Below are 22,939 nucleotides of genomic sequence, written 5' to 3' on the forward strand. Positions count from 1 at the left end.
AGAATGGCCCGGTGGGCCGGGACAAAAGCCCCTTGTCGATTCAACGCCACTTTCCCGGTTCGCGCGCCCTTCCGGGCTGGGAATCACCCGAGAGGACGCATCGCCGTTCTCAGACCCTGCGGCGGCTGCCGTTGTGCCGGTACGCAGTCAAAAGGAGCATCATGGATGGCATGACACGTCACGCCCCGATCCAGGACATCAACGAAGACTCCCTCGTCGTGAAGAAGCCGGAGACCAGCGCGGCGGGCCTCGAAGCCGTCGTCGTAGCGCTCGAGCGCGGCGTCGCCCAGGCCGGGATCGGCCGCACCACCCGGGCCCTGCTCCGGCTCAACCAGCGCGACGGGACAGACTGCCCCGGTTGCGCCTGGCCGGAGTCGCAGGGTCACCGCAAGACGGCCGAATTCTGCGAGAACGGCGCGAAGGCCGTCGCGGAGGAGAGCACCGTGCGCCAGGTGACCCCCGCATTCTGGGCGGAGCACTCCATCGCCGAGCTCGCGACGAAGACCGAGTACTGGCTCGGCAACCAGGGCCGCATCACGCACCCCGTCGTCATCCGCCCCGGTGACACGCACTACTCGCAGATCTCCTGGAACGACGCGTTCGAGCTCATCGGCGAGCAGATCCGTGCCACGACCCCCGACCGCACCGTCTTCTACACCTCCGGCCGCACCGCGAATGAGTCCGCGTTCCTCTACCAGCTCTTCGCCCGCTCGATCGGCACGAACAACCTGCCGGACTGCTCGAACATGTGCCACGAGTCCTCCGGCTCGGCGATGAACGCGACGATCGGCATCGGCAAGGGCACCGTCTCCCTCGAGGACATCCACCACGCCGAGCTCATCCTCGTCGTCGGCCAGAACCCGGGCACCAACCACCCGCGGATGCTGTCAGCCCTGAAGGAATGCAAGGACAACGGCGGACGGGTCGTCGCGGTCAACCCCCTCCCCGAGGCCGGGCTGTTCAACTTCAGGGACCCGCAGTCCGTCTCCGGACTGATCGGCGACGGCACCGCGCTCGCCGACGAATACCTGCAGATCAAGGTCGGCGGGGACCTCGCCCTGTTCCAGGCCCTCGGCCACCTGCTCCTCGAGGAGGAGAAGCGCGTGCCCGGCTCCGTCGTCGACCAGGCCTTCATGGATGCCAACACCCAGGGACTCGAGGAGTACCGGGCCGCGCGCGGCGAGATCGACTGGGAGGAGACCGAGAAGGCGACCGGGCTGTCCCGGCTGCAGATCGGTGTGGTCGCGAGCATGCTCGTGACCTCGAAGGCCACGATCATCTGCTGGGCGCTCGGTCTGACCCAGCAGCCGCACTCGGTCAACACTCTCAAGGAGATCATCAACCTGCTGCTGCTGCAGGGCAACTTCGGCAAGCCGGGCGCGGGCGCCTGCCCGGTGCGCGGCCACTCCAACGTGCAGGGCGACCGCACCATGGGCGTCTGGGAGAAGCCGAAGGAGGCGTTCCTCGCCGCACTCGACACGGAGTTCGGGATCGTGAGCCCGCGCACGCACGGCCTGGACTCCGTCGCGACGGTCGAGGCCTTCGAGAACGAGGACGTCGACGTGTTCGTGTCCCTCGGCGGCAACTTCGCCCTCGCCTGCTCGGACACCGCGAAGCTCGAGGCCGCGATGCAGCGGGTCGGGCTCACGGTCCACATCTCCACGAAGCCGAACCGCTCGCACGTGATGCACGGGCGCACCTCCTTGATCCTGCCGACCCTCGGCCGGACAGACACCGACGACAAGCACCCCGGCGGACGCCAGGTGCTCTCCGTCGAGGACTCGATGTCGGTCGTCCGCACGACACAGGGGCGCCTCGATCCCGTGTCGGAGCACCTGCTCGCCGAGCCCGTCATCGTCGCCAGGATGGCGAGCGCGACCCTCGGCGCCGAACACCCCGTCGACTGGAAGGCGATGAGCGAGGACTACGACCTGATCCGCGACCACATCTCCCGGGTCGTCCCCGGCTTCACCGACTTCAACCGCCGGCTGAAGACGAAGAACGGCTTCGTGCTGCCGAACCCGCCCCGCGACACCCGCAGCTTCGCGACCGACATCGGCCGCGCCCGGTTCACGGTGAGCCCGCTCGAATACCTGACTCCGCCGGCCGGGCACCTCATCCTGCAGACCATCCGCAGCCACGACCAGTACAACACGACGTTCTACGGCCTCGACGACCGGTACCGTGGCATCTCGAACGGGCGCAGGGTCATCCTGATCAACAAGGACGACGTCGTCGAGCTCGGCTTCCACGACCGCGACCTCGTCGACGTGATCAGCACCTTCCGCGGCGAGGAACGCCGCGCGGACGGGTTCCGGCTCGTGGTGTACCCGACCCCGCGCGGCTGTGCCGCCGCGTACTTCCCCGAGGCGAACGCTCTGATGCACCGCGAACTCGTCGCCCGCGAGTCGAACACCCCCGGCTACAAGGCCATGGCGGTGCGCTTCATCGCCCACGAGCAGGCCCCGGTCCCGACGGCCGGTTAGGACGCCGGGCCGAGCACCACGCGGAGCATGCCGGTGAAGACCGCCCGCTCGGCGCCGAGCGGAGTGAAGAAACGTTGGTCGACGCCTTCCACGGCCGCGTTCGCGTGGCGGGCGAGCTCGGCTCCCGTCACTGTCACCCTGAGGGACTTCGCCCGGGCATCCGTCGGGTGACCCCGCCGTTCCACGAGGTCCTTCCGTTCCAGGGTGCGCAGCACCTGCGAGGTCATCATCGGGTCCGTTCCGGCGTGGCGGGAGAGTTCGCGCTGGGTGGTCGGCCCGTCCGTGTCGAGCCACGCGAGCGAGGCGAGCAGCACGAACTGCACATGGGTCAGGCCGAACGGCCGGAGCGCCGCCCGCTGGGCCGCCTGCCAGGCGTTGGTGACCCGCCACAGCATCAGCCCCGTGCTGTCCTCCGCGGTCGCGAACTCGCTGTCGAGCCCGCTCTCCTCGGCGTCCGGCATCAGTGGTCAGGGTCTTCAGGGTCAGCAGGGTCAGCAGGGTCAGCGGATGCCTCGGCGAGCGCGAACAGCCCGGCCATCGCCTCGGGGAAGTCCGCACTGATCTCCGGGCCGAGCCCCGGTCCGATCTCGTCAGCATCCTGCCCGGTGATCACGAGTTCGTGGGTGACCCGCGTGCCGCCGTCACTCGGTGTGAACACGTGCCGGAACGTCAGCACGACGTCGCCGAATGTGGTCTCGTCGGCATACCGTTCGTTCGGGGCCAGTTCGATGATGCGGGATCGGAACGTGTCCTGCCCGACCGGCGTCACGCTCAACTCCGTGCCGACGGTGAATGCACCGTCCATCTCGAAGACGTCCCCGCCCGCGGCCGCGGCGACCCCGGTGTGGATGTCCCGAAAAGCCGCCCAGACCGCGGCGGGTGTGGCACTGGTGTCTGCCGTGTACTCAGTTCTCCACATCAGATGACCTCTCGTCCGAAGCTGCCCCTCGTAGCGGGACAGTTAGTATGCGCACATACTAATTCGGCGCCGCGGAACCGGCAAGGGCCGATGGGGCAGAACTCGCAACACTCGCAGCACCCTCGGCACCCTCAGCAACGGCGATATCTTCCGCTGCGCGACCGCCACCGCCGGTGATCCTCTCGGCGCCCGCGTAGACCACCATCGAGTCGCCGCGCAGGAAGCCGACCAGGGTCATGCCCACCTCGGCGGCGAGTTCCGCCGCGAGGGAGGACGGCGCGGAGACCGCGGCCAGCATCGGGATGCCGGCCATCGCCGCCTTCTGGACGAGTTCGAAACTCGCCCGGCCGGAAACCTGGAGCACGGTTCCACGCAGCGGCAGCCGGTCCTCCTTGACCGCCCATCCGATCACCTTGTCGACGGCGTTGTGGCGCCCGACGTCCTCGCGCAGCACGAGCAGTTCCCCGGTGGCGGCGTCGAAGAGCCCGGCAGCGTGCAGGCCGCCGGTCTTCTCGAATACCCGCTGGCCGGCCCGGAGCACCTCCGGGAAAGTGACGAGGCGTTCGGCGTCGAGGAGCACAGGGTCGTCCGAGACGGTGAAGACCGACCGGGTGCGCACGGCGTCGATGTTCGCCTTGCCGCAGAGCCCGCACGCGCTCGTGGTGAGGAAGTTCCGCTCGAGGCTCGGGTCGGGAGCAGCCACGCCCGGCGCGAGGCTCACGTCGAGAACGTTGTAGGTGTTCTCTCCGTCGACGGTAGCGCCGGCGCAGTAGCGCGCCGCGAAGAAATGCTCGCCGCGGCTGATCACGCCCTCGGAGACCAGGAAGCCCGCGGCCAGGTCATAGTCGTTGCCGGGCGTGCGCATCGTGACCGCGAGCGAGGTGCCGTTCACGCGGATCTCGAGCGGCTCCTCGACGGCGAGCACGTCTTCTCGGCTGGTCCTCCGGCCGCCGACCGTGAGCCGGACGACCTTTCGTCGTGCCGTGATTCGTGTCATTGTTCCTGGTCACCCTCCGATGTACGACATCTCGATCTTCTTCTTACCGGATGCCCGCAGTTCGCTCGTTTTCGCGCTCCGCAGGTCCGAATACCGGTCGGTCCGCTCTCGCCAGACCGCGGCCATGGCGGCGGAGAGGTCGTCGTCCGTTGCGCCGCCGCGCAGGAGCGCGCGCAGGTCGTGTCCCTCCGTCGCGAACAGGCAGGTGAAGAGTTTGCCGTCCGTCGACACCCGGGCGCGGGAGCAGGTCGAGCAGAACGACTGCGTCACGCTCGAGATCACCCCGATCTCGCCGCTGCCGTCCCGGTACCGCCAGCGGCTCGAGGTCTCCCCTGTGTAGTTCGGGGCGATCTCCTCCAGCGGCAGTTCGGCGTCGATCCGGGCGATCACCTCGCGGGACGGCACGACGGCGCCCATCCCCCAGCCGTTGCTCGATCCGACGTCCATGAATTCGATGAAGCGGAGGATGACCGGCGTGCCCTGGAAATGCCGCGCCATGGCGAGGATGTCCCCGTCGTTCTGGCCGCGCTTGACGACCATGTTGACCTTGACCGGGCCGAGCCCGACGGCCGCGGCGACGTCGATGCCGTGCAGGACCTTCGCGACCGGGAAGTTCACGTCGTTCATGGCCCGGAAGGTCGCGTCGTCGAGGGAGTCGAGGGACACCGTGACCCGGCGAAGTCCCGCGTCCTTGAGGGCCTGGGCCTTGACCGCGAGCGCCGAGCCGTTGGTGGTCAGGGCGATGTCGATGGGCCGTCCGTCCGGGGTGCGGAGTACCGCAAGCTCGGCGACGAGGTCTTCGAGGCCGCGGCGCAGCAACGGCTCCCCTCCGGTCAGCCGGATCTTGCCGACCCCGTGCGCGACGCTCACCCGGGCGAGCCGGGTGATCTCCTCGAAGGTGAGCAGTTCGTCGCGTTCCATGAAGGCGAAGTCGCGGCCGAAGATCTCCTTCGGCATGCAGTACACGCACCGGAAGTTGCACCGGTCCGTGACCGAGATCCGCAGGTCGTGCAGCGGCCGGCCTCGGGTGTCCGTGAGTGTCGGGTTTCCGGTCATACGCTCCACCCTAATCTTCTGTCATCACGGCCCCGCGACACGGATGCCCGACCGGGGCGGCCCCGGCCGGGCATCCGTTCGAAACGGTTGCTCTTACGTCACTGATTCACTACTTGACGTAACCGTTCGGGTTGAGCACATATTTCACGGACTTGCCGGCGTCGAACTCGGCGTAGCCGCGCGGCGCGTCCTCGAGGCTGATCGCCTGGGCGTTGACGGCCTTCGCGATCTGCACCTTGTCGTGCAGGATCGCCATCATGAGCTTGCGGTTGTACTTCATCACCGGGCACTGGCCCGTGGTGAAGGACAGCGACTTCGCCCAGCCGAGCCCCAGCCGGATCGAGAGCGACCCGACCTTCGCAGCCTCGTCGACCCCGCCCGGGTCACCGGTGACGTAGAGCCCGGGGATGCCGAGCGCGCCGCCGGCGGCGGTGATGGTCATGAGCGAGTTGAGCACCGTCGCCGGCCGCTCCTCCCCCGCCGCCTGGCCGTGCCCGCGGGCCTCGAAGCCGACCGCGTCAACGGCGCAGTCGACCTCTGGGACGCCGAGGATCTGTTCGATCTGGTCCTGCGGGTCGCCCTTGCGCAGGTCGACCGTCTCGCAGCCGAAGCTGCGGGCCTGGGCCAGCCGCTCCTCGTTGAGGTCGCCGACGATGACGGCGGCCGCTCCGAGCAGGTGCGCGGATGCCGCTGCCGCGAGGCCGACCGGCCCTGCTCCTGCGACGTAGACCGTCGACCCGACGCCGACGTTGGCGCTCACCGCCCCGTGGAACCCGGTGGGGAAGATGTCGGAGAGCATGGTCAGGTCCATGATCTTCGCGAGGGCCTGGGCCCGGTCCGGGAACTTCAGGAGGTTCCAGTCGGCGTACGGCACGAGAACGTACTCGGCCTGGCCGCCGACCCAGCCGCCCATGTCGACATAGCCGTACGCGCTGCCGGGGCGGTCGGGGTTGACGTTCAGGCAGATCCCGGTCTTGCGCTCCTTGCAGTTGCGACACCGGCCGCAGGAGATATTGAACGGGACCGACACGATGTCGCCGACCTTGATGAACTCGACATCGGGCCCGGTCTCGACGACCTCGCCGGTGATCTCGTGACCGAGCACGAGGTCGGCCGGGGCTGTCGTGCGTCCACGGACCATGTGCTGGTCCGAGCCGCAGATGTTGGTGCTGACCGTGCGGAGGATGACCCCGTGCGGTACCTTCCGGCCGACGTTGGCCGGGTTGACGCCGGGCCCGTCCTTCAGCTCGAAGGTGGGGTAGTCGATGTCGATGACCTCGACGTGCCCCGGGCTCTTGTAGGCAACTGCTCTGTTCCCTGTCATTACATACCTTCCTAGGTTCTGCGTAGTGATCCTCTGTGCACGGCCGTTTCGATCGTGCGAGATTGCAGTGGTGCTAGTTGGTGCGCTGTGGGGTGGCGCTTACTCGGTGGTGCCGTCTTCGACGAAACACCCATCGGCTGGGGATATCAAGGGGGTTGCCGAGACTCTGGGCGGATGCGGATGCGCCGGCCGCCGGGAGCGCCTAGCGTAAGGGGCATGGCCCTTCCTCCCCTTGTCGAACCCGTCGCCCGGCTCACCCCGACCGAATCCGTGCGCACCGCCCGTCAACGCCGCCTGCCGCAGCTCGACGAGCTCGGCCAGCGTCGCCTGGCGAACGCGAAGGTGCTCGTGCTCGGCGCGGGCGGCCTCGGCTCCCCGGCCCTGCTCTACCTGGCGGCGGCCGGGATCGGCACGATCGGCATCGTCGACGGCGACGACGTCGAGCCGAGCAACCTGCAACGCCAGATCGTGCACGGCCAGGCGGATGTCGGCAGGTCGAAGGTCGTGAGTGCCGCGGAGTCCATCGCGGCCATCGCCCCGGCGACCATTGTCATCCAGCATGCCGAGCGGCTCGACCACGGCAATGCCCGCGCGCTCATCTCCGGGTACGACGTCGTGATCGACGGCACCGACAATTTCCCGACCCGGTTCCTCGTGAACGACGTCTCCGCCGAACTGGGGAAGCCGCTCGTCTGGGCATCCGTGCTGCGCTTCGATGCCCAGCTCTCGGTGTTCTGGGCCACCCCGCCCGAAGGGAGCGGCGTTGCGGGCGTGCAGCTGCGGGACCTGTTCCCGAATCCGCCCGCCGAGGGCGAAGTGCCGAGTTGCGCGGAGGCCGGCGTGCTCGGCGCCCTCTGCGGCCAGGTCGGTTCGCTGATGGCGACGGAGGCGATCAAGCTCGTCGCCGGCATCGGCGCACCGTTGATCGGGCGGGTGCTCGTGATCGACGCCCTCTCCGGGCGGTTCACCGAGGTACCGCTCGTCGGCGGAGACGCGGAAGGGCACGCCCGGGCCGCCAGGGAGGCCGCCGCGGCTGCCGCGACCGACTCCGGTACGGCAAACATGCAAGCCCCCGTGCCGACCTGGCCGACACTGTCGGCGGCCGAGCTCGTCTCCCGCCTGGTCGCGCGCGCGAACGGGGCGGACGACTTCATCGTCCTCGACGTGCGTGAGCCGGGTGAACACGCCGAGAGTGCGGTGCCCGGCTCCCTGCTGCTCCCCCTCGACCAGCTGCGCACCCCGGAGGGACTGGCGTCGCTGCCGCGCGACGTTCCCCTCGTGCTGCACTGCGCGCAGGGGCCGCGCGCGCTGAGCGCCGCCGCCGCGCTCGCCGCGGACGGCTTCACCGACCTGACACTGCTCGAGGGCGGGATCATCGCCTGGGACGCCGCCGTCGCCGACGGCGGAGCTCCCGGTTTCGGCCAGAAGTGGTCGACCCAGTGGTCGGGGACCTGGTCCCCCGAGTGGTCCGTCGAAGCGCGGAGCTGACCGTGGCAGTAGCCGAGGGCGCTGCGGGGAACCACGATCACGCGAGGCGCGGCGGGCACGCTGACGCGGCATCCGCCCGCCCGGTCGCCGAGCACCTCGACTGGATCCTGGGGCAGTTGCCCATTCTCGAGCCCGTCCGGGTCCCGCTCGAACACGCGCTCGGGCTCGCCCTTGCCGAGGACGTCACAAGCGCGACGGACACCCCGCCGTTCGACAACTCGGCGATGGACGGCTACGCCGTGCGGCGCGCCGACCTGCTCGCCGCGACCCCCATGAGCCCGGTCGTGCTGCCCGTCGTCGCCGACCTCGCCGCCGGTACCGCACAGAACCCGCGCATCGACGCCGGGCAGGTCGCCCGGATCATGACCGGGGCGCCGATCCCCGACGGGGCGGATGCCGTCGTGCCGATCGAGGACACCGACCGGGGCATCGACCGGGTCGGCATCCTCAGGGTGCCGGAGCCGGCAGCCCACATTCGCAGGGCCGGCAGCGACGCCGCAGCCGGCGACACCATACTGCGGGCAGGGACGACGCTCTGGCCCACCCGGATCGCCGCAGCCGCGAGCGCCGGCCGCGCTGAGTTGCTCGTGCACCCGGCGCCCCGCGTCGCGGTGATCTCGACCGGCGACGAGCTCATCGTGCCCGGCACCCCCGCGCGGCGAGGCCAGATCCCCGACTCCAACTCGTACCTGCTCGCCGCTGCAGTGGCCCAGGCCGGCGGCGTCGTGCACCGGATCGGGGCGGTCCCCGACAACGAGGAGTCCCTGCGCACCGTGCTCGACTCCCTCATCGGCACGGTCGACGCGATCATCCTCTCCGGAGGCGTCAGCGTGGGAGCGTACGACGTCGTCAAGGCGGTGCTCGCCCCGCTCGGCGTGTGGTTCGGCCCGGTGCGGATGCAGCCCGGCAAGCCGCAGGGCTTCGGCCGCCTGCCCGCAGCCGGCACCGGCAGCAACAGCACCACCGGGAAGACAGGCTCCGCCGGAAGCGCCGCGCTCGGCCCGATCGTGTTCGCCCTGCCCGGCAACCCGGTGAGCGCGTTCGTCTCGTTCGAGGCCTTTGTACGCCCGGCGCTCCTGTTCATGGGCGGCCACGGCACCACCACCCGTCCGACGATCACGGGGACCGTCGCCCGCGGTTGGAGCTCACCGAGCGGCCGCCAGCAGTACATGCCCGTCGTCTGCGAGCGTCGTGGCCAGGAGACCCTCGTGTGGCCGGCCACCTCCGGCGGTTCCGGCTCGCACCTCGTCGCGGGACTCGGCCAGGCCGAGGGTCTCGCCATCGTTCCGGAGGAGTCCGACACCGTGGCTGAGGGCGACCTGCTCCCGGTCATGCTGGTGATATGAGTCATGCTGGTGGTATGACTTCCGCCCGAGACGAAACCGCCGCCGCCAGACCCGAAGGGCACGCTGCGCCGAATGCGCAGGTCGGGCAGCCGTTCACGCATCTCAATACCGCCGGCCAGGCCCGGATGGTCGACGTGACCGAGAAGCAGCCGACCGTGCGCAGCGCGACCGCCGCGGGTTTCGTATTCTGCGGGCCCCGCGTGGTCGCCGCGCTGCGCGACGGCACGACGCCCAAGGGCGATGTGCTCGCCGTCGCGCGCATCGCGGGCATCCAGGGCGCGAAGAAGTGCGCGGACCTGCTCCCCCTCGCCCATGTGATCGGGGTGCACGGCGCGGCTGTCGACCTCACGATCGAAGACACCGGCGTGCGGGTGGCGGCGACCATCCGCACGGCCGACCGCACCGGCGTCGAGATGGAGGCGCTCACGGCCGTGTCGATCGCTGCGCTGGCGGTCGTCGACATGGTGAAGGGACTCGACAAGTCCGTCAGCATCGGGGACATCCGCCTGATCAGCAAGACCGGCGGCAAGTCCGGCGACTGGCTGCGCCCCGCGGAGTAGGACCGCCCATGCCTGAAGCCCTCACCCCTCAGGTCGACCTGATCGTGCTTGCGGGCGGCCGCGGCAGCCGGCTCGGCGGCGCCGTCAAGGCCGCCGTCGACGTCGCGGGCCGCACACTGCTTTCCCGGGTGCTCGACGCTCGGACCCTCGCCCGTCGAGTCGTCGTCGTCGGGCCGGCGTCAGCACGGGTCGCCGCCGGCCCCGAGGCGGCCGGAGTGCTCTGGGCGCTCGAGGATCCCCCGTTCGGCGGCCCCGTCGCGGGCATCGCCGCCGGCCTCGCGGCCCTCGCGGCACCCTCACCCGCAACCTCAGCCGGCGCCCCGGCCGATGCCCCGGCCGAGTGGCTGCTCGTCCTCGCGTGCGACCTGCCCTGGGCGGCGGATGCCGCCGGCACCCTCGTCGCAGCCCTCGCCGACCAGGCCCTCGCCGACCGCGCAGGCAGGAACACCACCGGCACAGACGCCCTGGACGGCCTGCACCTGTCCGACCCGGACGGTCACCCCCAGTGGCTCGCCGGTCTCTACCGGGCGAGCACCCTCCGGGACGCCGCGGCACGCCTCGGCCCCGCAGCGAACGGCGCGAGCATGCGCGCCCTCCTGTCCGGGCTTCGGCTCGTCGGGGTCCGTGACGACTCGGGAAGCAGCCGCGACGTGGACACGTGGCAGGATGTTGAGTGGAGCACCGCGCTCCTGTCGGGACCCAGCCCGGTCAGCACCACCCCTCCGAGGAGCGACACCCCATGAGCACCTCCACCCCCCTGCCTCCCGAGGCCCTCGACGACTGGCTTGCCGTCCTCGCCGCCGGGCTCGACCTCGATCCGGCCGACGTGCCGGTCGGCACTCTCCTCGACGTCGCCCGCGACGTCGCGCACGGCGTCGCCCGCCCCGCCGCCCCGCTCAGCACGTTCCTCGTCGGTTTCGCCGCTGCCCGCAACGGCGGCACCGCAGCAGACATCGAGCAGGCCTGCGCCACCGCCACCGGGCTGGCCCTCGAGTGGGCGAAGACACACCCCACCGAGACCCGCTAGTGGCCGGCATCCGCTTCTTCGCGGCCGTGGCAGAGTCCGCGGGCACCGAGACCACGACCGTCGACGTTGCGAGCATCGGCGATCTCCGTACGCTCCTGGCCGACCGGCACGGCGCCGAGTTCGCCAGGATCCTGTCGCGCTGTTCCCTGCTGGTCAACGGCATCAGGGCAGCGGATGACGCGGTGCCCCTCGCCGGGACCGACACCGTCGACGTGTTGCCCCCCTTCGCCGGCGGCTGAACCGCAGATCGACGCGGACCGGGTGTGAGCGGCACGATCCGACTGACCGGGCCTGATCGGAGGGGAATGATTTTTCACGGTGTTCCGCGATTGTCGAGGTCCGCACGCACGGTCAGGGTGGTAGTTACGCGGGCCGCACGGCCCGAAACCACCTAGTCCGAGGAAGCACATGTCAGTCCCTTCCGCACTCGTCTCGTCGAAGCTCAAACCAGACCTCTCCAACTGGGATCCGGAGAATGAAGAAACCTGGGATCCCAAGCTCGCGTGGCGCACCCTGTGGATCACGACCTTCAGCCTGACGCTTGCCTTTGCGGCCTGGTACCTCGTGAGCGCGATCGCCCCACGTCTGAACGACATCGGCTATTCCCTCGCGCCCGGCCAGCTCTACTGGCTTGTGGCCATCCCCGGACTCGCCGGCGGATTGCTGCGACTCGTCTTCATGTTCCTGCCGCCGATCATGGGCACCCGGTCCCTCGTGGCCATGTCGTCCGCCCTCCTCGTCCTGCCGATGCTCGGTTGGACGCTCGCGGCCCGCGACACTGCGACCCCATACTGGGTGCTGCTCGCGCTCGCCTTCTCCGCGGGCATCGGCGGAGGGACGTTTTCCGGATTCATGGCCTCGACCAGCTACTTCTTCCCCAAGCGCCTCGCCGGCACCGCGCTCGGACTTCAGGCGGGCATCGGTAACTTCGGGATCGGCCTCATGCAGCTGCTACTGCCGTGGGTCGTCGGCTTCGGCCTGCTCGGCACCGCGGCGCTCACCCCTCAGAGCAGCGCCAAGGGCGACCTGGTCTGGCTGCACAACGGCGGCCTCGTCCTGATCCCCTGGGCACTCCTCGCCGTCGTCCTCGCGATCGTCTATCTGCGCCGGGTCCCGGTCACGGCGAACTTCCGCCAGCAGATGGACATCTTCAGGATCAAGCACACCTGGATCATGACGGCCATCTACCTGATGAGTTTCGGTGCGTACAGCGGCCTCGCTGCACAGATGGGCCTGATCATCCTGAACGTCTACGGGCACTTTCCCGATGCCCCGAATCCGCTCGCCTTCGCCTTCATCGGCCCCGTCGTCGGCGCCCTCGTGCGCGCGGCCAGCGGTCCGTTCTGCGACAGGTGGGGCGGCGCGATCTTCACCCTGATCGGGGGTATCGGTATGACCGTCGGCACCGTGGTCACCGCGTTCTTCCTCAGCCCGAGCAGCGTGTCCGACTTCTGGGGCTTCCTCACCGGGATGCTCATCATCTTCACCTTCGCGGGATTTGCGAACGCCGGCACGTTCAAGCAGATGCCGATGATCTTCCCCAAGCGGCAGGCCGGCGGGGCGATCGCCTGGACGAGCGCCATCGCGGCTTTCGGCCCGTTCATCGTAGGCATCGCGCTCACGGCGATCAGTCCCACCACGTTCTTCGTCGGCTGCGCGGTCTTCTGCGTCTTCTGCACCTGGCTCGCGTGGCACTACTACGCACGTCCCGGCGCTCCGTACCCGAGCTGACCGGCACCACCCGACCGCCGGCTCAGCGCACCACCTGGCACCACCACGACGAAGGCCCCCGCTCTCTGGAGCGGGGGCCTTCGTCGCGCCCGCCCGGTCTTCCTGAGTTAACACGGGGATGAGCGAAGACCAACGGGGACGACGAAGCGCCCGCACGATTCGGTGTCGTGCGGGCGCTTCTCTGGAGCGAAGTGAGGCGGGTCCGGCTAGCGGCGAGCGTCGTCCCTGTCCCTGGCGGATGCCGGCAGTACGCTCTTCTCCCAGCCGCGGCGGGCCTTGCGCGCGCCGGATCCCCGGTGAGAGTCGCGCGACCTGTAGACGATGTACGGTCTCACGATGTAGCCGATCGGGGCCGAGAACACGTGCACGAGCCTGGTGAACGGCCAGAGCAGGAACAGCAGGGTCGCGGTCAGTACGTGCAGCTGGAAGAAGAACGGCACATGAGCCATCAGCGACGGGTCCGGCTGGGCCGAGAGCAGCCCGCGCACCCACGGTGAGATGGTTCCGCGGTAGTCGTAGCCGGCACCGAGCACCTGGAACAGCACGGTGGCGGTGGTCCCGAACAGCAGGGTCGCCCCGAGGAGCAGGTACATGACCTTGTCCATCACCGTTGTGGCGAGCAGCACCCGGGTGTTCAGCCGCCGCCGGTAGATCAGGATCGCAAGCCCGGCGAGGGTGAGGACGGCCGCGATACTGCCGAGCCAGGTCGCGCCGACGTGGTAGATCTCATTGGAGACGCCGACGAATTCGAGCCATTCCTCGGGAACCAGGAGCCCGACGACGTGGCCGCCGAGAACCATCAGGATGCCGTAGTGGAACATCGGTGATCCCCAGCGAAGCAGCCGGTTCTCGTAGACCTGGCTCGACCGGGAAGTCCAGCCGAACTGGTCGTGCCGGTACCGGAAGATGTGGCCGACCACGAACACGGCCATGGCCGCGTACGGGAACGCCACCCACAGTAGAAAGTCGATCGGGTTCATACCCTGAGTTCCTCACTCGCGATGCCGGACGGCGAAAATGGTTTGAGATTGCCGAGGAAGGTCATGCCGACCGTCTCCGTCGGCGGGCCCTCGTTCACGAGGTTCAGGTAGCGTTCGCGGGTTTCCTCATCGATGCTCGGGAGTGAGAGGGAGACCGCTTCGACGACGTGCGCGTACGGGCTCTCGATGGTCTCGAGTGCGGTGCGGAGCACCTCGATCCCGTCGCGGTGTGCCGCCAGCAGCTCCTGTGCGATGGGCGAATCGCTGAGCGCCGAGAATTCGAGCACCATCGGAAGGTAGTCGGGCAGTTCGTCCGCCGCGACCTCCCAGCCGGCCGCGCGATACGCCTCGACGAAGCGCACCAGCGCCATGCCCCGGCGACGGGTGTCGCCGGCGGCGTAGTACGAGAGGTACGGGCAGCACTTGCGTTTGAGGTCGAACGTGGCCGTGAAGTGCACCTCGAGCTGCTGCTGGCCCATGGTGCCGGCCGCGCCAAGGAACGCCTCGAAGGCGTGCCGAAGCGGGTCGGGCAGCAGCGTGACCGATTCGGCGACGACCGCAAACCGCGCCCGGCGTTCGATGGTCGGATAATCGAGCAGGATCGACGCCGCCATGTGCGCGATGGCGCCGTCCTCCGCACTGAGCGGAATCGCCCTGACGGTGCGCGGCGGAAGCTTCGGGAGCCTCATGCGGGGCTCCCGGTGTCGGCGACGGGCGGAATGATCGGCGGGATCGGGGGGAACAGGCCCTTCGGCGCCCCCGAGCCGTTCCAATTCAACAGGTTGAGCCGGCCGGGCGTTGTCGGCTTGGTCTTCTCCCCGCCCTTGCCGATCATCTCGTTGTAGTTGTCGACCGTCGCGTTGAACGGCATTCCCGGTGTCTTGCCATAGGGCCCTGCGGCGGTCGACGTCGGGCCGCCCATGCCGGGGCCGCCGTCGGTGTCGAGCGAGCACGCGAGCTCCTCGAGCTCGCGCGCCGTCTCGACGTGCGCCTTCGGGATCACGTAACGGTCCTCGTACTTGGCGATCGCGAGGAGGCGGTACATTGCTTCGATCTCGGTGCCGGTCATGCCGACGGCCTCGGGGATGGACTCGTCGCGGTCCCGGCCGAGGTTGATGTCGCGCATGTACGAACGCATCGCGGCGAGCTTCCGCAGCGAGGATTCGACCGGGACGACATCTCCGGCCGAGAACAGCCCGGCGAGGTATTCGACGGGGATGCGCAGCTTGTCGATGGCGGCGAACAGGGTGCGGGCGTCCTCACCGTCGTTGTTCGTCGTCGAGATGACGTCGACGACCGGGGACAGCGGCGGGATGTACCAGACCATCGGCATCGTTCGATACTCGGGGTGCAGCGGCAGGGCGACCTTGTACTCGGAGATGAGCTTGTAGATCGGGCTGTTCTGCGCGGCGAGGATCCAGTCGTCCTCCATGCCCTCCGCCTTCGCCGCGGCGATGACCTCGGGGTCGAACGGGTCGAGGAACACCCCGCGCTGGGCCTCGAGCAGGTCCTGGTCGTTCTCGATCGCGGCGGCGGCGAGCACGGCGTCGGCGTCGTAGAGCATCAGGCCCAGGTAGCGCAGTCGACCGACGCAGGTCTCCGAGCAGATGGTCGGCTTGCCCTGTTCGATCAGCGGATAGCAGAGGGTGCACTTCTCCGCCTTGCCGGTCTTGTGGTTGAAGTAGACCTTCTTGTATGGGCAGGCCGAGACGCACATCCGCCAGCCGCGGCAGGCATCCTCGTCGACGAGGACGATGCCGTCCTCCTCGCGCTTGTACATCGCACCGGATGGGCACGCCGCGACGCAGGCCGGGTTCAGGCAGTGCTCACAGATCCGTGGCAGGTAGAACATGAAGGTGTTCTCGAACTCCATCTTCACGTGCTCGCTCATCGTCGCGAGGATGGGGTCCTCCGCCGCGGTCTCCTGGGAACCACCGAGGTCGTCGTCCCAGTTGCCTGACCACTTGATGTCCATGTTCTTGCCGGTCAGTAGGGATTTGGGTCGGGCGACGGGACTCTCGGTGCTGAGCGGAGCTTTGGTGAGCATGTCGTAGTCGTAGGTCCACGGCTCGTAGTAGTCGTCGATGACGGGCAGGTCGGGGTTGTTGAAGATCGTGGCGAGCCGCTTGAGCCGGCCGCCGGAGCGCAGTTTCAGGCGTCCGCGCTTGTTGCGCACCCAGCCGCCGTTCCACTTCTCCTGGTCCTCGTACCGCTTCGGGTAACCGAGGCCTGGCCGCGTCTCGACGTTGTTGAACCAGACGTATTCGACGCCGGTGCGGTTGGTCCAGACCTGCTTGCAGGTCACGGAGCAGGTGTGGCAGCCGATGCACTTGTCGAGATTCATGATCATCGACATTTGGGCCATTACGCGCATTTAGTACTCAACCTCCTGGCTGCGTCGACGGATCACGGTGACCTCGTCGCGTTGGTTCCCGGTCGGGCCGAGGTAGTTGAAGGCGAAGGACAGCTGGGCGTAGCCGCCGATCAGGTGGCTGGGCTTGAGCAGGATCCGGGTCAGCGAGTTGTTGGTTCCGCCGCGCATGCCGCTCGTCTCGGCGATCGGTACGTTGATCGTGCGGTCCTTCGCGTGGTACATGTACACGGTGCCCTCCGGCATCCGGTGCGAGACGATGGCCCGTGCGACGACGACGCCGTTGCGGTTGTACGACTCGATCCATTCGTTGTCGCGCACGCCGATCTTGTCGGCGTCCTGCGGTGACATCCAGATCGTCGGCCCGCCGCGGGACAGCGAGAGCATCATCAGGTTGTCCTGGTATTCGGAGTGGATCGACCACTTCGAGTGCGGCGTCAGGTAGCGCACGGCGACCTCCGCGCGGCCCTTCGACCCCGTCGAACCGGTCGCCGCCGTGGAACCGACGATCGAGTCGTCAAACAGGCGGTGCATGTCGAGCGGCGGCCTGAAGATCGGCAGCTGCTCCCCGAGCTCGATCATCCAGTCGTGGTCGAGGTAGAAGTGTTGCCGCCCGGTCAGCGTGTGCCACGGTTTGAGGTGCTCGACGTTGATCGTGAAGGCGCTGTACCTGCGACCGCCGTGCTCGCTGCCGGACCACTCCGGGGAGGTGAGGACGGGGACGGGCGCGCCCTGGACATCCGGGTATGAGAAGCGCCTGCCCTCGTTGTCGCTCGCGAGGTGGGCGAGCTTCATGCCCGTGCGCTCCTCGAGCTGCCGGAAGCCCTGGGTGCCGAGACGGCCGTTCGTGGTGCCGGAGAGGGCCAGCACCATCTCGCAGGCGTGGATCGCGGTCGTGAGGCGCGGCCGGCCGGCAGCGGGGCCGCTCTCGACGAGACCGTTCTTCCGGCCGAGGTACTCGACCTCGACATCGGGATTGAACTTGACGCCCTTCGTGACCATGCCCAGTTTCGCGGTGAGCGGGCCGAGTGCGCCGAGCTTGTCTGCGAAGCCCGGGTAGTCGCGCTCGACGACGACGAGCTTGGGCATCGTGATGCCGGGCACGAGCGGCTGGCCGTACTGCACGGTTCCGTGCGGGGTCGCCATCGCATCGGGGGTGTCGTGCGTCAGGGGCACGGCGACGATGTCCCGGCGCACGCCGAGGTGGTCGACCGAGAGCTCGGAGATCTTCTTCGCGACGATGTGGAAGATGTCGAAGTCGGTCTTCGCCTGCCACGGCGGCGTGATCGCGGGGTTGAACGAGTGGATGAACGGATGCATGTCCGTCGTCGACAGGTCGTTCTTCTCGTACCAGGTGGCCGGCGGCAGGACCACATCGCTGAAGACGGTCGTCGAGGTCATCCGGAAGTCGCTCGTCACGAGGAGGTCGAGCTTTCCCTCCGGAGCGGACTCGTGCCACTTCATCGTCTTCGGGCGCTTCTCCGGCGGGGATTCGGGCGCGCGCACGGCACTCGTGGTGCCGAGCAGGTGCTTGAGGAAGTATTCGTTGCCCTTGCCGGAAGAGCCGAGTACGTTCGCCCGCCAGACGACCATCACGCGAGGGAAGTTCTCCGGTGCGTCGGGGTCCTCGACCGAGTACGCGAGGCTGCCGTCCTCCAGCGACTCGACCACGTACTGGGCCGGGTCGACCCCGGCGGCGACGGCGTCGTCGACGAGGTCGAGCGAATTCCGGTTGAACGTCGGGTAGCTCGGCATCCAGCCGCGCTTCGTCGATTCGACAAGGCAGTCCGCGGTGGTGCGGCCGGCAAAGGTACCGACTCCGAGCGGGCTCGAGAGGGTGTCGGCGGACAGCCCGTCGTAGCGCCACTGGTCGGTCGCGAGGTAGAAGAAGCCGGTGCCGATCATCTGGCGGGGAGGGCGCACCCAGTCGAGGCCGAAGGCGTATTGTCCGTAGCCGGTGAGCGGGCGGACCTTTTCCTGCCCGACGTAGTGGGCCCAGCCGCCGCCGTTGACGCCCTGGCAGCCGGTCATCGTCGTGAGGGCGAGGAAGGCCCGGTAGATCGTGTCGGAATGGAACCAGTGGTTCGTGCCTGCACCCATCAGGATCATCGAGCGACCGCCCGATTCCTCGGCGTTCTGCGCGAATTCGCGGCCGATGCGTTCAGCAGCCTGCATCGGCACCGAGGTGATGGCCTCCTGCCAGGCGGGGGTGCCGGGCGAGGACGCATCGTCGTAGCCTGTTGGCCAGATGCCCGGCAGCCCGTCGCGACCGACGCCGTACTGGGCGAGGAGGAGGTCGAAGACGGTCGTCACGAGTTCGCCGGCGACGCGCCGCACGGGCACGCCGCGGCGGATGATGCCGGCGCCGCCGGCCTGCTGCTCCCCCGCGTCGTCTGTCGTCGGCGACACGTCGAAGCGCGGCAGGTCGACCGAAGCGGATGCGCCGTCGTAGTCCGGCGCGTCCATGATCGAGAGCAGCGGGTCGACGCCCTCGAGGTCGAGGTTCCACGTGCCGACGTCGGTCTCGGAGAAGCGGTGTCCGATCGATCCGTTCGGGATGACGGTGCGGCCGTCCTGGTCGAGGAGGATCGGCTTGAACGCCGCGCTCGCGACCGTCGGCTCGGTGTCGGGGAGGGCATCCGCCGTCATGAACTTGCCGGGCACCCAGGCGTCGCCGCGTTTCGTGAGCGTGATCAGGTAGGCGGAGTCGCTGTAGCGCTTCATGTAGTCGACGAAACGCGGGGTCCGCCGGTCGACGAGGAACTCCTTGAGAACGACGTGGCCCATCGCGATCGCAAGGGCGCCGTCGGTGCCGGGGTGAACGGCGAGCCATTCGTCGGCGAACTTGGAGTTGTCGGCGTAGTCGGGAGAGACCGTGATGACCTTCTGTCCGCGGTACCGGGCCTCGACCATGAAGTGGGCGTCGGGGGTGCGGGTGACCGGCACGTTCGAGCCCCACATGATCAGGTAGGACGAGTTCCACCAGTCGGCGGATTCCGGGACGTCGGTCTGGTCGCCGAAAACCTGCGGGCTCGCGACGGGGAGGTCGGCGTACCAGTCGTAGAAGGACAGCATCGTGCCGCCGAGCATGGAGATGAAGCGGTTGCCGACTCCCTGCGAGACGATCGACATCGCCGGGATCGGCGAGAAACCGGCGATCCGGTCCGGCCCGTAGGTCTTGATGGTGTGCACGTGGGCGGCGGCGACGATTTCCGCGGCCTCGTCCCAGCTCGCGCGCACCAGGCCGCCCTTGCCGCGAGCGCTCTTGTAGGCCTTGGCAGACTCGGGGTTGCCGGTGACGTCGGCCCAGGCGAGCACCGGGTCGCCGAGGCGTGCCTTCGCCTCACGGTAGAGGTTGAGCAGCACGCCGCGCACGTAGGGGTACCGCACCCGGGTCGGCGAGTAGGTGTACCAGCTGAATGCTGCGCCACGGGGGCAGCCGCGGGGTTCGTACTCCGGCGAGTCAGGGCCGACGGAGGGGTAGTCGGTCTGCTGGGTCTCCCAGGTGATGATGCCGTCCTTGACGTACACCTTCCACGAACAGGAGCCGGTGCAGTTCACGCCGTGGGTGGACCGCACCTCCTTGTCGTGGGTCCAGCGGTCGCGATAGAAGCTGTCGGCGTCCCTGCCGCCTTCGAGGAACAGGGAGCGCAGGTCCGGCGAGGTCTCGCCCCTGCGAAGGAAACGGCCGAGGTTCAGGATGCTGTCCGCGATCGGGCCGTCGATGCCCGGTTTGGTGTCGGGCTGGCCGGCTTTGCGCTTCGAGAAGCTCGAGTTCTTGAGAGTTTTCACGACATACCCCTTGCGGTGCCGGGCATTGCCGATTCAGCAACCACCCTCGCATCCGAGTCTCACGGGCACCCGAACGGGCTACAAGCGGAAAACGCCGTGAATAATAACCACGTCGGTCTCGGTGGGCACCCGGACGGGTCCGGCATCGGCCCCCTCGGATTCCTCACACTCAGCACCCTCGTCGGAGTGCCGGAGGTCCAGTGTGCAGGAGTCCGGCTCGTCGAGCGGATGCAGCGCGTCGGCCGTCAGCGGACCGCCGGTCTGCTGCAGGATCCCCTGGAGCAGGCCGAGGTGCACGCGGCAGACCTCCGGGTGTTCCTTGACCATCTCGCTGTACGGACAATCGTGCAGCCTGACGTGACGCCCGTCCGCGTCGATCCGCCCGTCGAACCCGGTCTGGTCGAGGTGGTCGTCGAGGGCGTCCAGTTGCCGCTGCAAGGGCGAGTCGATCGCGGCGCTGACCGGCAGCATCCGCCGGACCAGGTCGCCGCGCCGTTCGGCGGCCTCGATCTTCGCGACCCGGATCGAGCCCTCCCGATGGTCGACGCCGGCAGCCGCACTGTAGAGCATCCGCGGCCGGCCCTTGACGTCGCGCTCTTCGGGTTCACAGGTGACGAATCCGTCATTGATCAGGCGTTGCAGGTGTTCGCGTGTCGTGTTGTGGTGCAGCCCGGTGGCCTCGGCGAGGTCGCCGACCGTCATCGTCCCGCGCTGTTGCAGAAAGTACAGCAGTTTGATTCTGCTGAACGACGCGAGCGTGCGGTAGCTCGACGGTGGGCTCGAAGACATGGGTCTACTATCCGCTCTTTGTCAGGAAGCCGCCATGTTGTGCCGGGTTTGAGGAGTAGAGCACATGTGCGACGCATACCCCCGGGCGCACGAACGGCTCGAGGCGGATGCCGATGGTGGGCGCGTGCATCCGGTCCAGTGCACCCTGCATCAGTCCGCGGTGCACGGAGCACACGATGGCGCTGTGGTCTTTCGCGACGTCCAGGAACGGACAGTGATGCAGTTCGATCGCGGTGCGGTCCTCCGACAGGGCGGGGGCGAAACCAACGCCGTCGAGTATCTCGACCACCCGGTCGATCGCTCCAGCGAGATCAACCGGACCGGCAGCTGGCTCGTCGGCGAGCACGAACTGTTCCGACCAGCGTCGCCCGGCGTCGCCGGCCTTTTCATTGCCGGGGCGCGCGTCGGGGGCTCCTGCGGCAAGGCTGTCCGCGAGGAGGCCCGCGAGGAGTCGGTAGGAGTCCTCGGAGGTCCCGGATTCTGCCGGCCCGGCGGAACCGGGCCCGGCGGGTTCCGCCTCGGGCGGTACCGCGGCGTAGAGCAGGCGGGGACGGCCAGGTCGCGTCCGCGCCTCGACCGTCTCGGTCACGAGGCCGACCTCGAGGAGCCGTTCGAGGTGCGAGCGAACGGTGTTGGGGTGCAGGCCGACCGCCGCCGCGAGTGCGGGAACGTCCAGCGGCATCCGGTGGGTGCGCAGCACGTCGAGGACGGCGACCCGGCTCACGCCGGAGAGGGCGCGGTGGGTACGGGCATCGAGGTCGGAGGCAGGCACACCCCTAGTTTTCCCTATAAGTGTGGTAAAAACAACTGAGGTGCGCATTCGAGCTGTACCGGACCAGGATCACGTGACTGACACCGCAACGCGCGCCGTTCGACACCTGCACCACGATGCCGGCGAGCGTCCCTTCATCGTGATTTGGGAGGTGACGCGGGCCTGCCAGCTCGTCTGCACGCATTGCCGTGCGGACGCCATTCGCACCCGCAATCCCTTCGAGCTGACCACCGACCAGGGCCGGAAGCTCCTGGACGATCTCGCGTCGTTCGGCACGCCCCGCCCGCTCGTCGTCCTCACCGGCGGCGACCCCTTCGAACGCCCCGACCTCCCCGAACTCGTGGCCCACGGAACGGGCCTGGGCCTCAGCATGGCCCTCTCGCCCTCCGTCACCCCACGCCTCACCCGGGAGGTCCTTGTCGAGCTGCACGACGCCGGAGCGAAGGCGGTGTCGCTCTCCCTCGACGGGGCATCCGCGGCGACCCATGATGCCTTCCGCGGTGTCGACGGGGTCTTCGACGACACGATGGTCGCCGCACGGATGGTGCGCGACGTCGGCTGCCGGCTGCAGATCAACACGACCGTCACCCGCGACACCGTCCACGAGCTGCCCGCCATCCTGAAGACGGTCCTCGAGCTCGGCACGACGCTGTGGAGCGTGTTCTTCCTCGTCCCGACCGGGCGCGGCAAGCTTCTCAACGCGCTCACCTCCACCGAGGCCGAAGAGGTGCTGCACTGGCTGCACGATGTCTCCGAACTCGTCGCGATCAAGACGACGGAGGCGCCGCACTACCGCCGGATCGCAATCCAGCGCGCCGGTGTCGCCGATCTCGATGCGGCGTTCCCCGTCGGCCCGCTGCGCGCCCGGTTGCGGTGCGACACCGCGGAACTGCTGACCGGGGACGAGCCCAGGCGCCGCGCGCCGCGCGCCCCGATCGATGTCAACTCCGGCCGCGGCTTCGCCTTCGTCGACCACGTCGGCGCGGTCTACCCGAGCGGGTTCCTGCCCGTGTCCGTCGGTTCGGTGCGTGAGCAGTCGTTCCCCGAGATCTACCGGGAGGCGCGGCTACTCCAGGAGCTGCGCACCCCGGATTCATTCGGCGGCCGGTGCGGAGCGTGCGAGTTCCGCACGGTCTGCGGCGGTTCCCGCTCGCACGCGTACGCAGTCACCGGCGATCCTCTCGCCGAGGATCCGAGCTGCGCGTACCGGCCGGTCGCCACCGTCCCGGTTTCCTGACCCAGTCGACGGACTCGTGGGGTTTTCGGCACCTGGGCGGGTGAGGCGACCCGAACGGCAAGAA

At 68.7% G+C, this 22,939-nt stretch carries 20 protein-coding genes; 9 read left to right on the forward strand and 11 right to left on the reverse strand.

Annotation, left to right across the window (positions count from 1 at the left end; genetic code table 11):
- Positions 1-170 precede the first annotated feature (170 nt).
- On the forward strand, positions 171-2,486 hold the full coding sequence (locus tag E3O46_RS05640; RefSeq protein WP_134561369.1) for an FdhF/YdeP family oxidoreductase: 2,316 nt from the start codon (positions 171-173) through the stop codon (positions 2,484-2,486).
- On the opposite strand, the gene E3O46_RS05645 is transcribed toward E3O46_RS05640, so the two are convergent.
- The 5 genes from E3O46_RS05645 to fdhA all read right to left on the reverse strand — a co-directional run bounded on the left by E3O46_RS05645 (position 2,483) and on the right by fdhA (position 6,782).
- Positions 2,483-2,947 carry a MarR family winged helix-turn-helix transcriptional regulator gene (locus E3O46_RS05645; protein ID WP_134561269.1) on the reverse strand — a complete coding sequence of 155 codons (465 nt, stop codon included), beginning with the start codon at positions 2,945-2,947 and terminating at the stop codon, positions 2,483-2,485. The two genes, E3O46_RS05640 and E3O46_RS05645, sit on opposite strands and share 4 nt — an antisense overlap.
- On the reverse strand, positions 2,947-3,405 hold the full coding sequence (locus E3O46_RS05650; RefSeq protein ID WP_134560209.1) for an SRPBCC family protein: 459 nt from the start codon (positions 3,403-3,405) through the stop codon (positions 2,947-2,949). Before E3O46_RS05650 ends, E3O46_RS05645 begins: the two co-directional genes overlap by 1 nt.
- A 58-nt stretch (positions 3,406-3,463) precedes the next feature.
- Entirely contained in the window at positions 3,464-4,402 is a 939-nt protein-coding gene (gene fdhD / locus E3O46_RS05655) for a formate dehydrogenase accessory sulfurtransferase FdhD (RefSeq protein WP_134561270.1), read from the reverse strand.
- Between the two features lie 9 nt (positions 4,403-4,411).
- The gene (gene moaA, locus E3O46_RS05660) at positions 4,412-5,458 is read right to left on the reverse strand and encodes a GTP 3',8-cyclase MoaA (RefSeq protein ID WP_134561271.1); all 1,047 of its coding nucleotides are present in this window, start codon (positions 5,456-5,458) and stop codon (positions 4,412-4,414) included.
- Positions 5,459-5,567: 109 nt separating this feature from the next.
- Entirely contained in the window at positions 5,568-6,782 is a 1,215-nt protein-coding gene (gene fdhA / locus E3O46_RS05665) for a formaldehyde dehydrogenase, glutathione-independent (protein ID WP_134561272.1), read from the reverse strand.
- Positions 6,783-6,998: 216 nt separating this feature from the next.
- On the opposite strand from fdhA, the gene E3O46_RS05670 reads away from it, so the two are divergent.
- The 7 genes from E3O46_RS05670 to E3O46_RS05700 all read left to right on the forward strand — a co-directional run bounded on the left by E3O46_RS05670 (position 6,999) and on the right by E3O46_RS05700 (position 12,934).
- Positions 6,999-8,270 (forward strand): ThiF family adenylyltransferase, encoded by a 1,272-nt coding sequence (locus E3O46_RS05670; protein ID WP_134561273.1) that lies wholly within the window; start codon positions 6,999-7,001, stop codon positions 8,268-8,270.
- A gap of 2 nt (positions 8,271-8,272) precedes the next feature.
- The gene (locus tag E3O46_RS05675) at positions 8,273-9,616 is read left to right on the forward strand and encodes a molybdopterin molybdotransferase MoeA (protein WP_134560203.1); all 1,344 of its coding nucleotides are present in this window, start codon (positions 8,273-8,275) and stop codon (positions 9,614-9,616) included.
- Between the two features lie 14 nt (positions 9,617-9,630).
- On the forward strand, positions 9,631-10,176 hold the full coding sequence (gene moaC, locus E3O46_RS05680; protein ID WP_134561274.1) for a cyclic pyranopterin monophosphate synthase MoaC: 546 nt from the start codon (positions 9,631-9,633) through the stop codon (positions 10,174-10,176).
- 8 nt (positions 10,177-10,184) lie between these two features.
- Positions 10,185-10,919 carry a molybdenum cofactor guanylyltransferase gene (gene mobA / locus E3O46_RS05685; protein ID WP_134448905.1) on the forward strand — a complete coding sequence of 245 codons (735 nt, stop codon included), beginning with the start codon at positions 10,185-10,187 and terminating at the stop codon, positions 10,917-10,919.
- Complete coding sequence (locus tag E3O46_RS05690; protein WP_174774645.1) at positions 10,916-11,203, forward strand: DUF6457 domain-containing protein; 288 nt, start codon at positions 10,916-10,918, stop codon at positions 11,201-11,203. Before mobA ends, E3O46_RS05690 begins: the two co-directional genes overlap by 4 nt.
- A complete protein-coding gene (locus tag E3O46_RS05695; protein WP_134561275.1) occupies positions 11,203-11,442 on the forward strand; it encodes a MoaD/ThiS family protein in 240 nt (79 codons plus the stop codon). Before E3O46_RS05690 ends, E3O46_RS05695 begins: the two co-directional genes overlap by 1 nt.
- Before the next feature lie 169 nt (positions 11,443-11,611).
- Complete coding sequence (locus tag E3O46_RS05700; RefSeq protein ID WP_134561276.1) at positions 11,612-12,934, forward strand: MFS transporter; 1,323 nt, start codon at positions 11,612-11,614, stop codon at positions 12,932-12,934.
- Between the two features lie 206 nt (positions 12,935-13,140).
- Here E3O46_RS05700 and narI read toward each other — a convergent pair whose 3' ends face one another.
- The 6 genes from narI to E3O46_RS05730 form a co-directional block, all read right to left on the reverse strand.
- On the reverse strand, positions 13,141-13,914 hold the full coding sequence (narI, locus tag E3O46_RS05705) for a respiratory nitrate reductase subunit gamma (RefSeq protein WP_134561277.1): 774 nt from the start codon (positions 13,912-13,914) through the stop codon (positions 13,141-13,143).
- Positions 13,911-14,603, reverse strand: coding sequence for a nitrate reductase molybdenum cofactor assembly chaperone (narJ, locus tag E3O46_RS05710; RefSeq protein ID WP_134561278.1), 693 nt, complete (start codon positions 14,601-14,603; stop codon positions 13,911-13,913). The genes narI and narJ overlap by 4 nt, the downstream gene beginning before the upstream one ends.
- Entirely contained in the window at positions 14,600-16,288 is a 1,689-nt protein-coding gene (narH, locus tag E3O46_RS05715; protein WP_134448900.1) for a nitrate reductase subunit beta, read from the reverse strand. Before narH ends, narJ begins: the two co-directional genes overlap by 4 nt.
- Complete coding sequence (locus E3O46_RS05720; RefSeq protein ID WP_198413694.1) at positions 16,289-20,011, reverse strand: nitrate reductase subunit alpha; 3,723 nt, start codon at positions 20,009-20,011, stop codon at positions 16,289-16,291. It abuts the gene before it with no gap.
- A 144-nt stretch (positions 20,012-20,155) separates the two neighbouring features.
- The gene (locus tag E3O46_RS05725) at positions 20,156-20,866 is read right to left on the reverse strand and encodes a helix-turn-helix transcriptional regulator (RefSeq protein ID WP_134561280.1); all 711 of its coding nucleotides are present in this window, start codon (positions 20,864-20,866) and stop codon (positions 20,156-20,158) included.
- Positions 20,867-20,873: 7 nt separating this feature from the next.
- On the reverse strand, positions 20,874-21,638 hold the full coding sequence (locus E3O46_RS05730; protein WP_166791022.1) for a helix-turn-helix transcriptional regulator: 765 nt from the start codon (positions 21,636-21,638) through the stop codon (positions 20,874-20,876).
- 73 nt (positions 21,639-21,711) lie between these two features.
- On the opposite strand from E3O46_RS05730, the gene E3O46_RS05735 reads away from it, so the two are divergent.
- The gene (locus E3O46_RS05735) at positions 21,712-22,875 is read left to right on the forward strand and encodes a TIGR04053 family radical SAM/SPASM domain-containing protein (RefSeq protein ID WP_134561282.1); all 1,164 of its coding nucleotides are present in this window, start codon (positions 21,712-21,714) and stop codon (positions 22,873-22,875) included.
- The last annotated feature ends 64 nt before the right edge of the window (positions 22,876-22,939 follow it).

This window comes from Cryobacterium glucosi, from assembly GCF_004402235.1.
Taxonomy (GTDB): domain Bacteria; phylum Actinomycetota; class Actinomycetes; order Actinomycetales; family Microbacteriaceae; genus Cryobacterium; species Cryobacterium glucosi.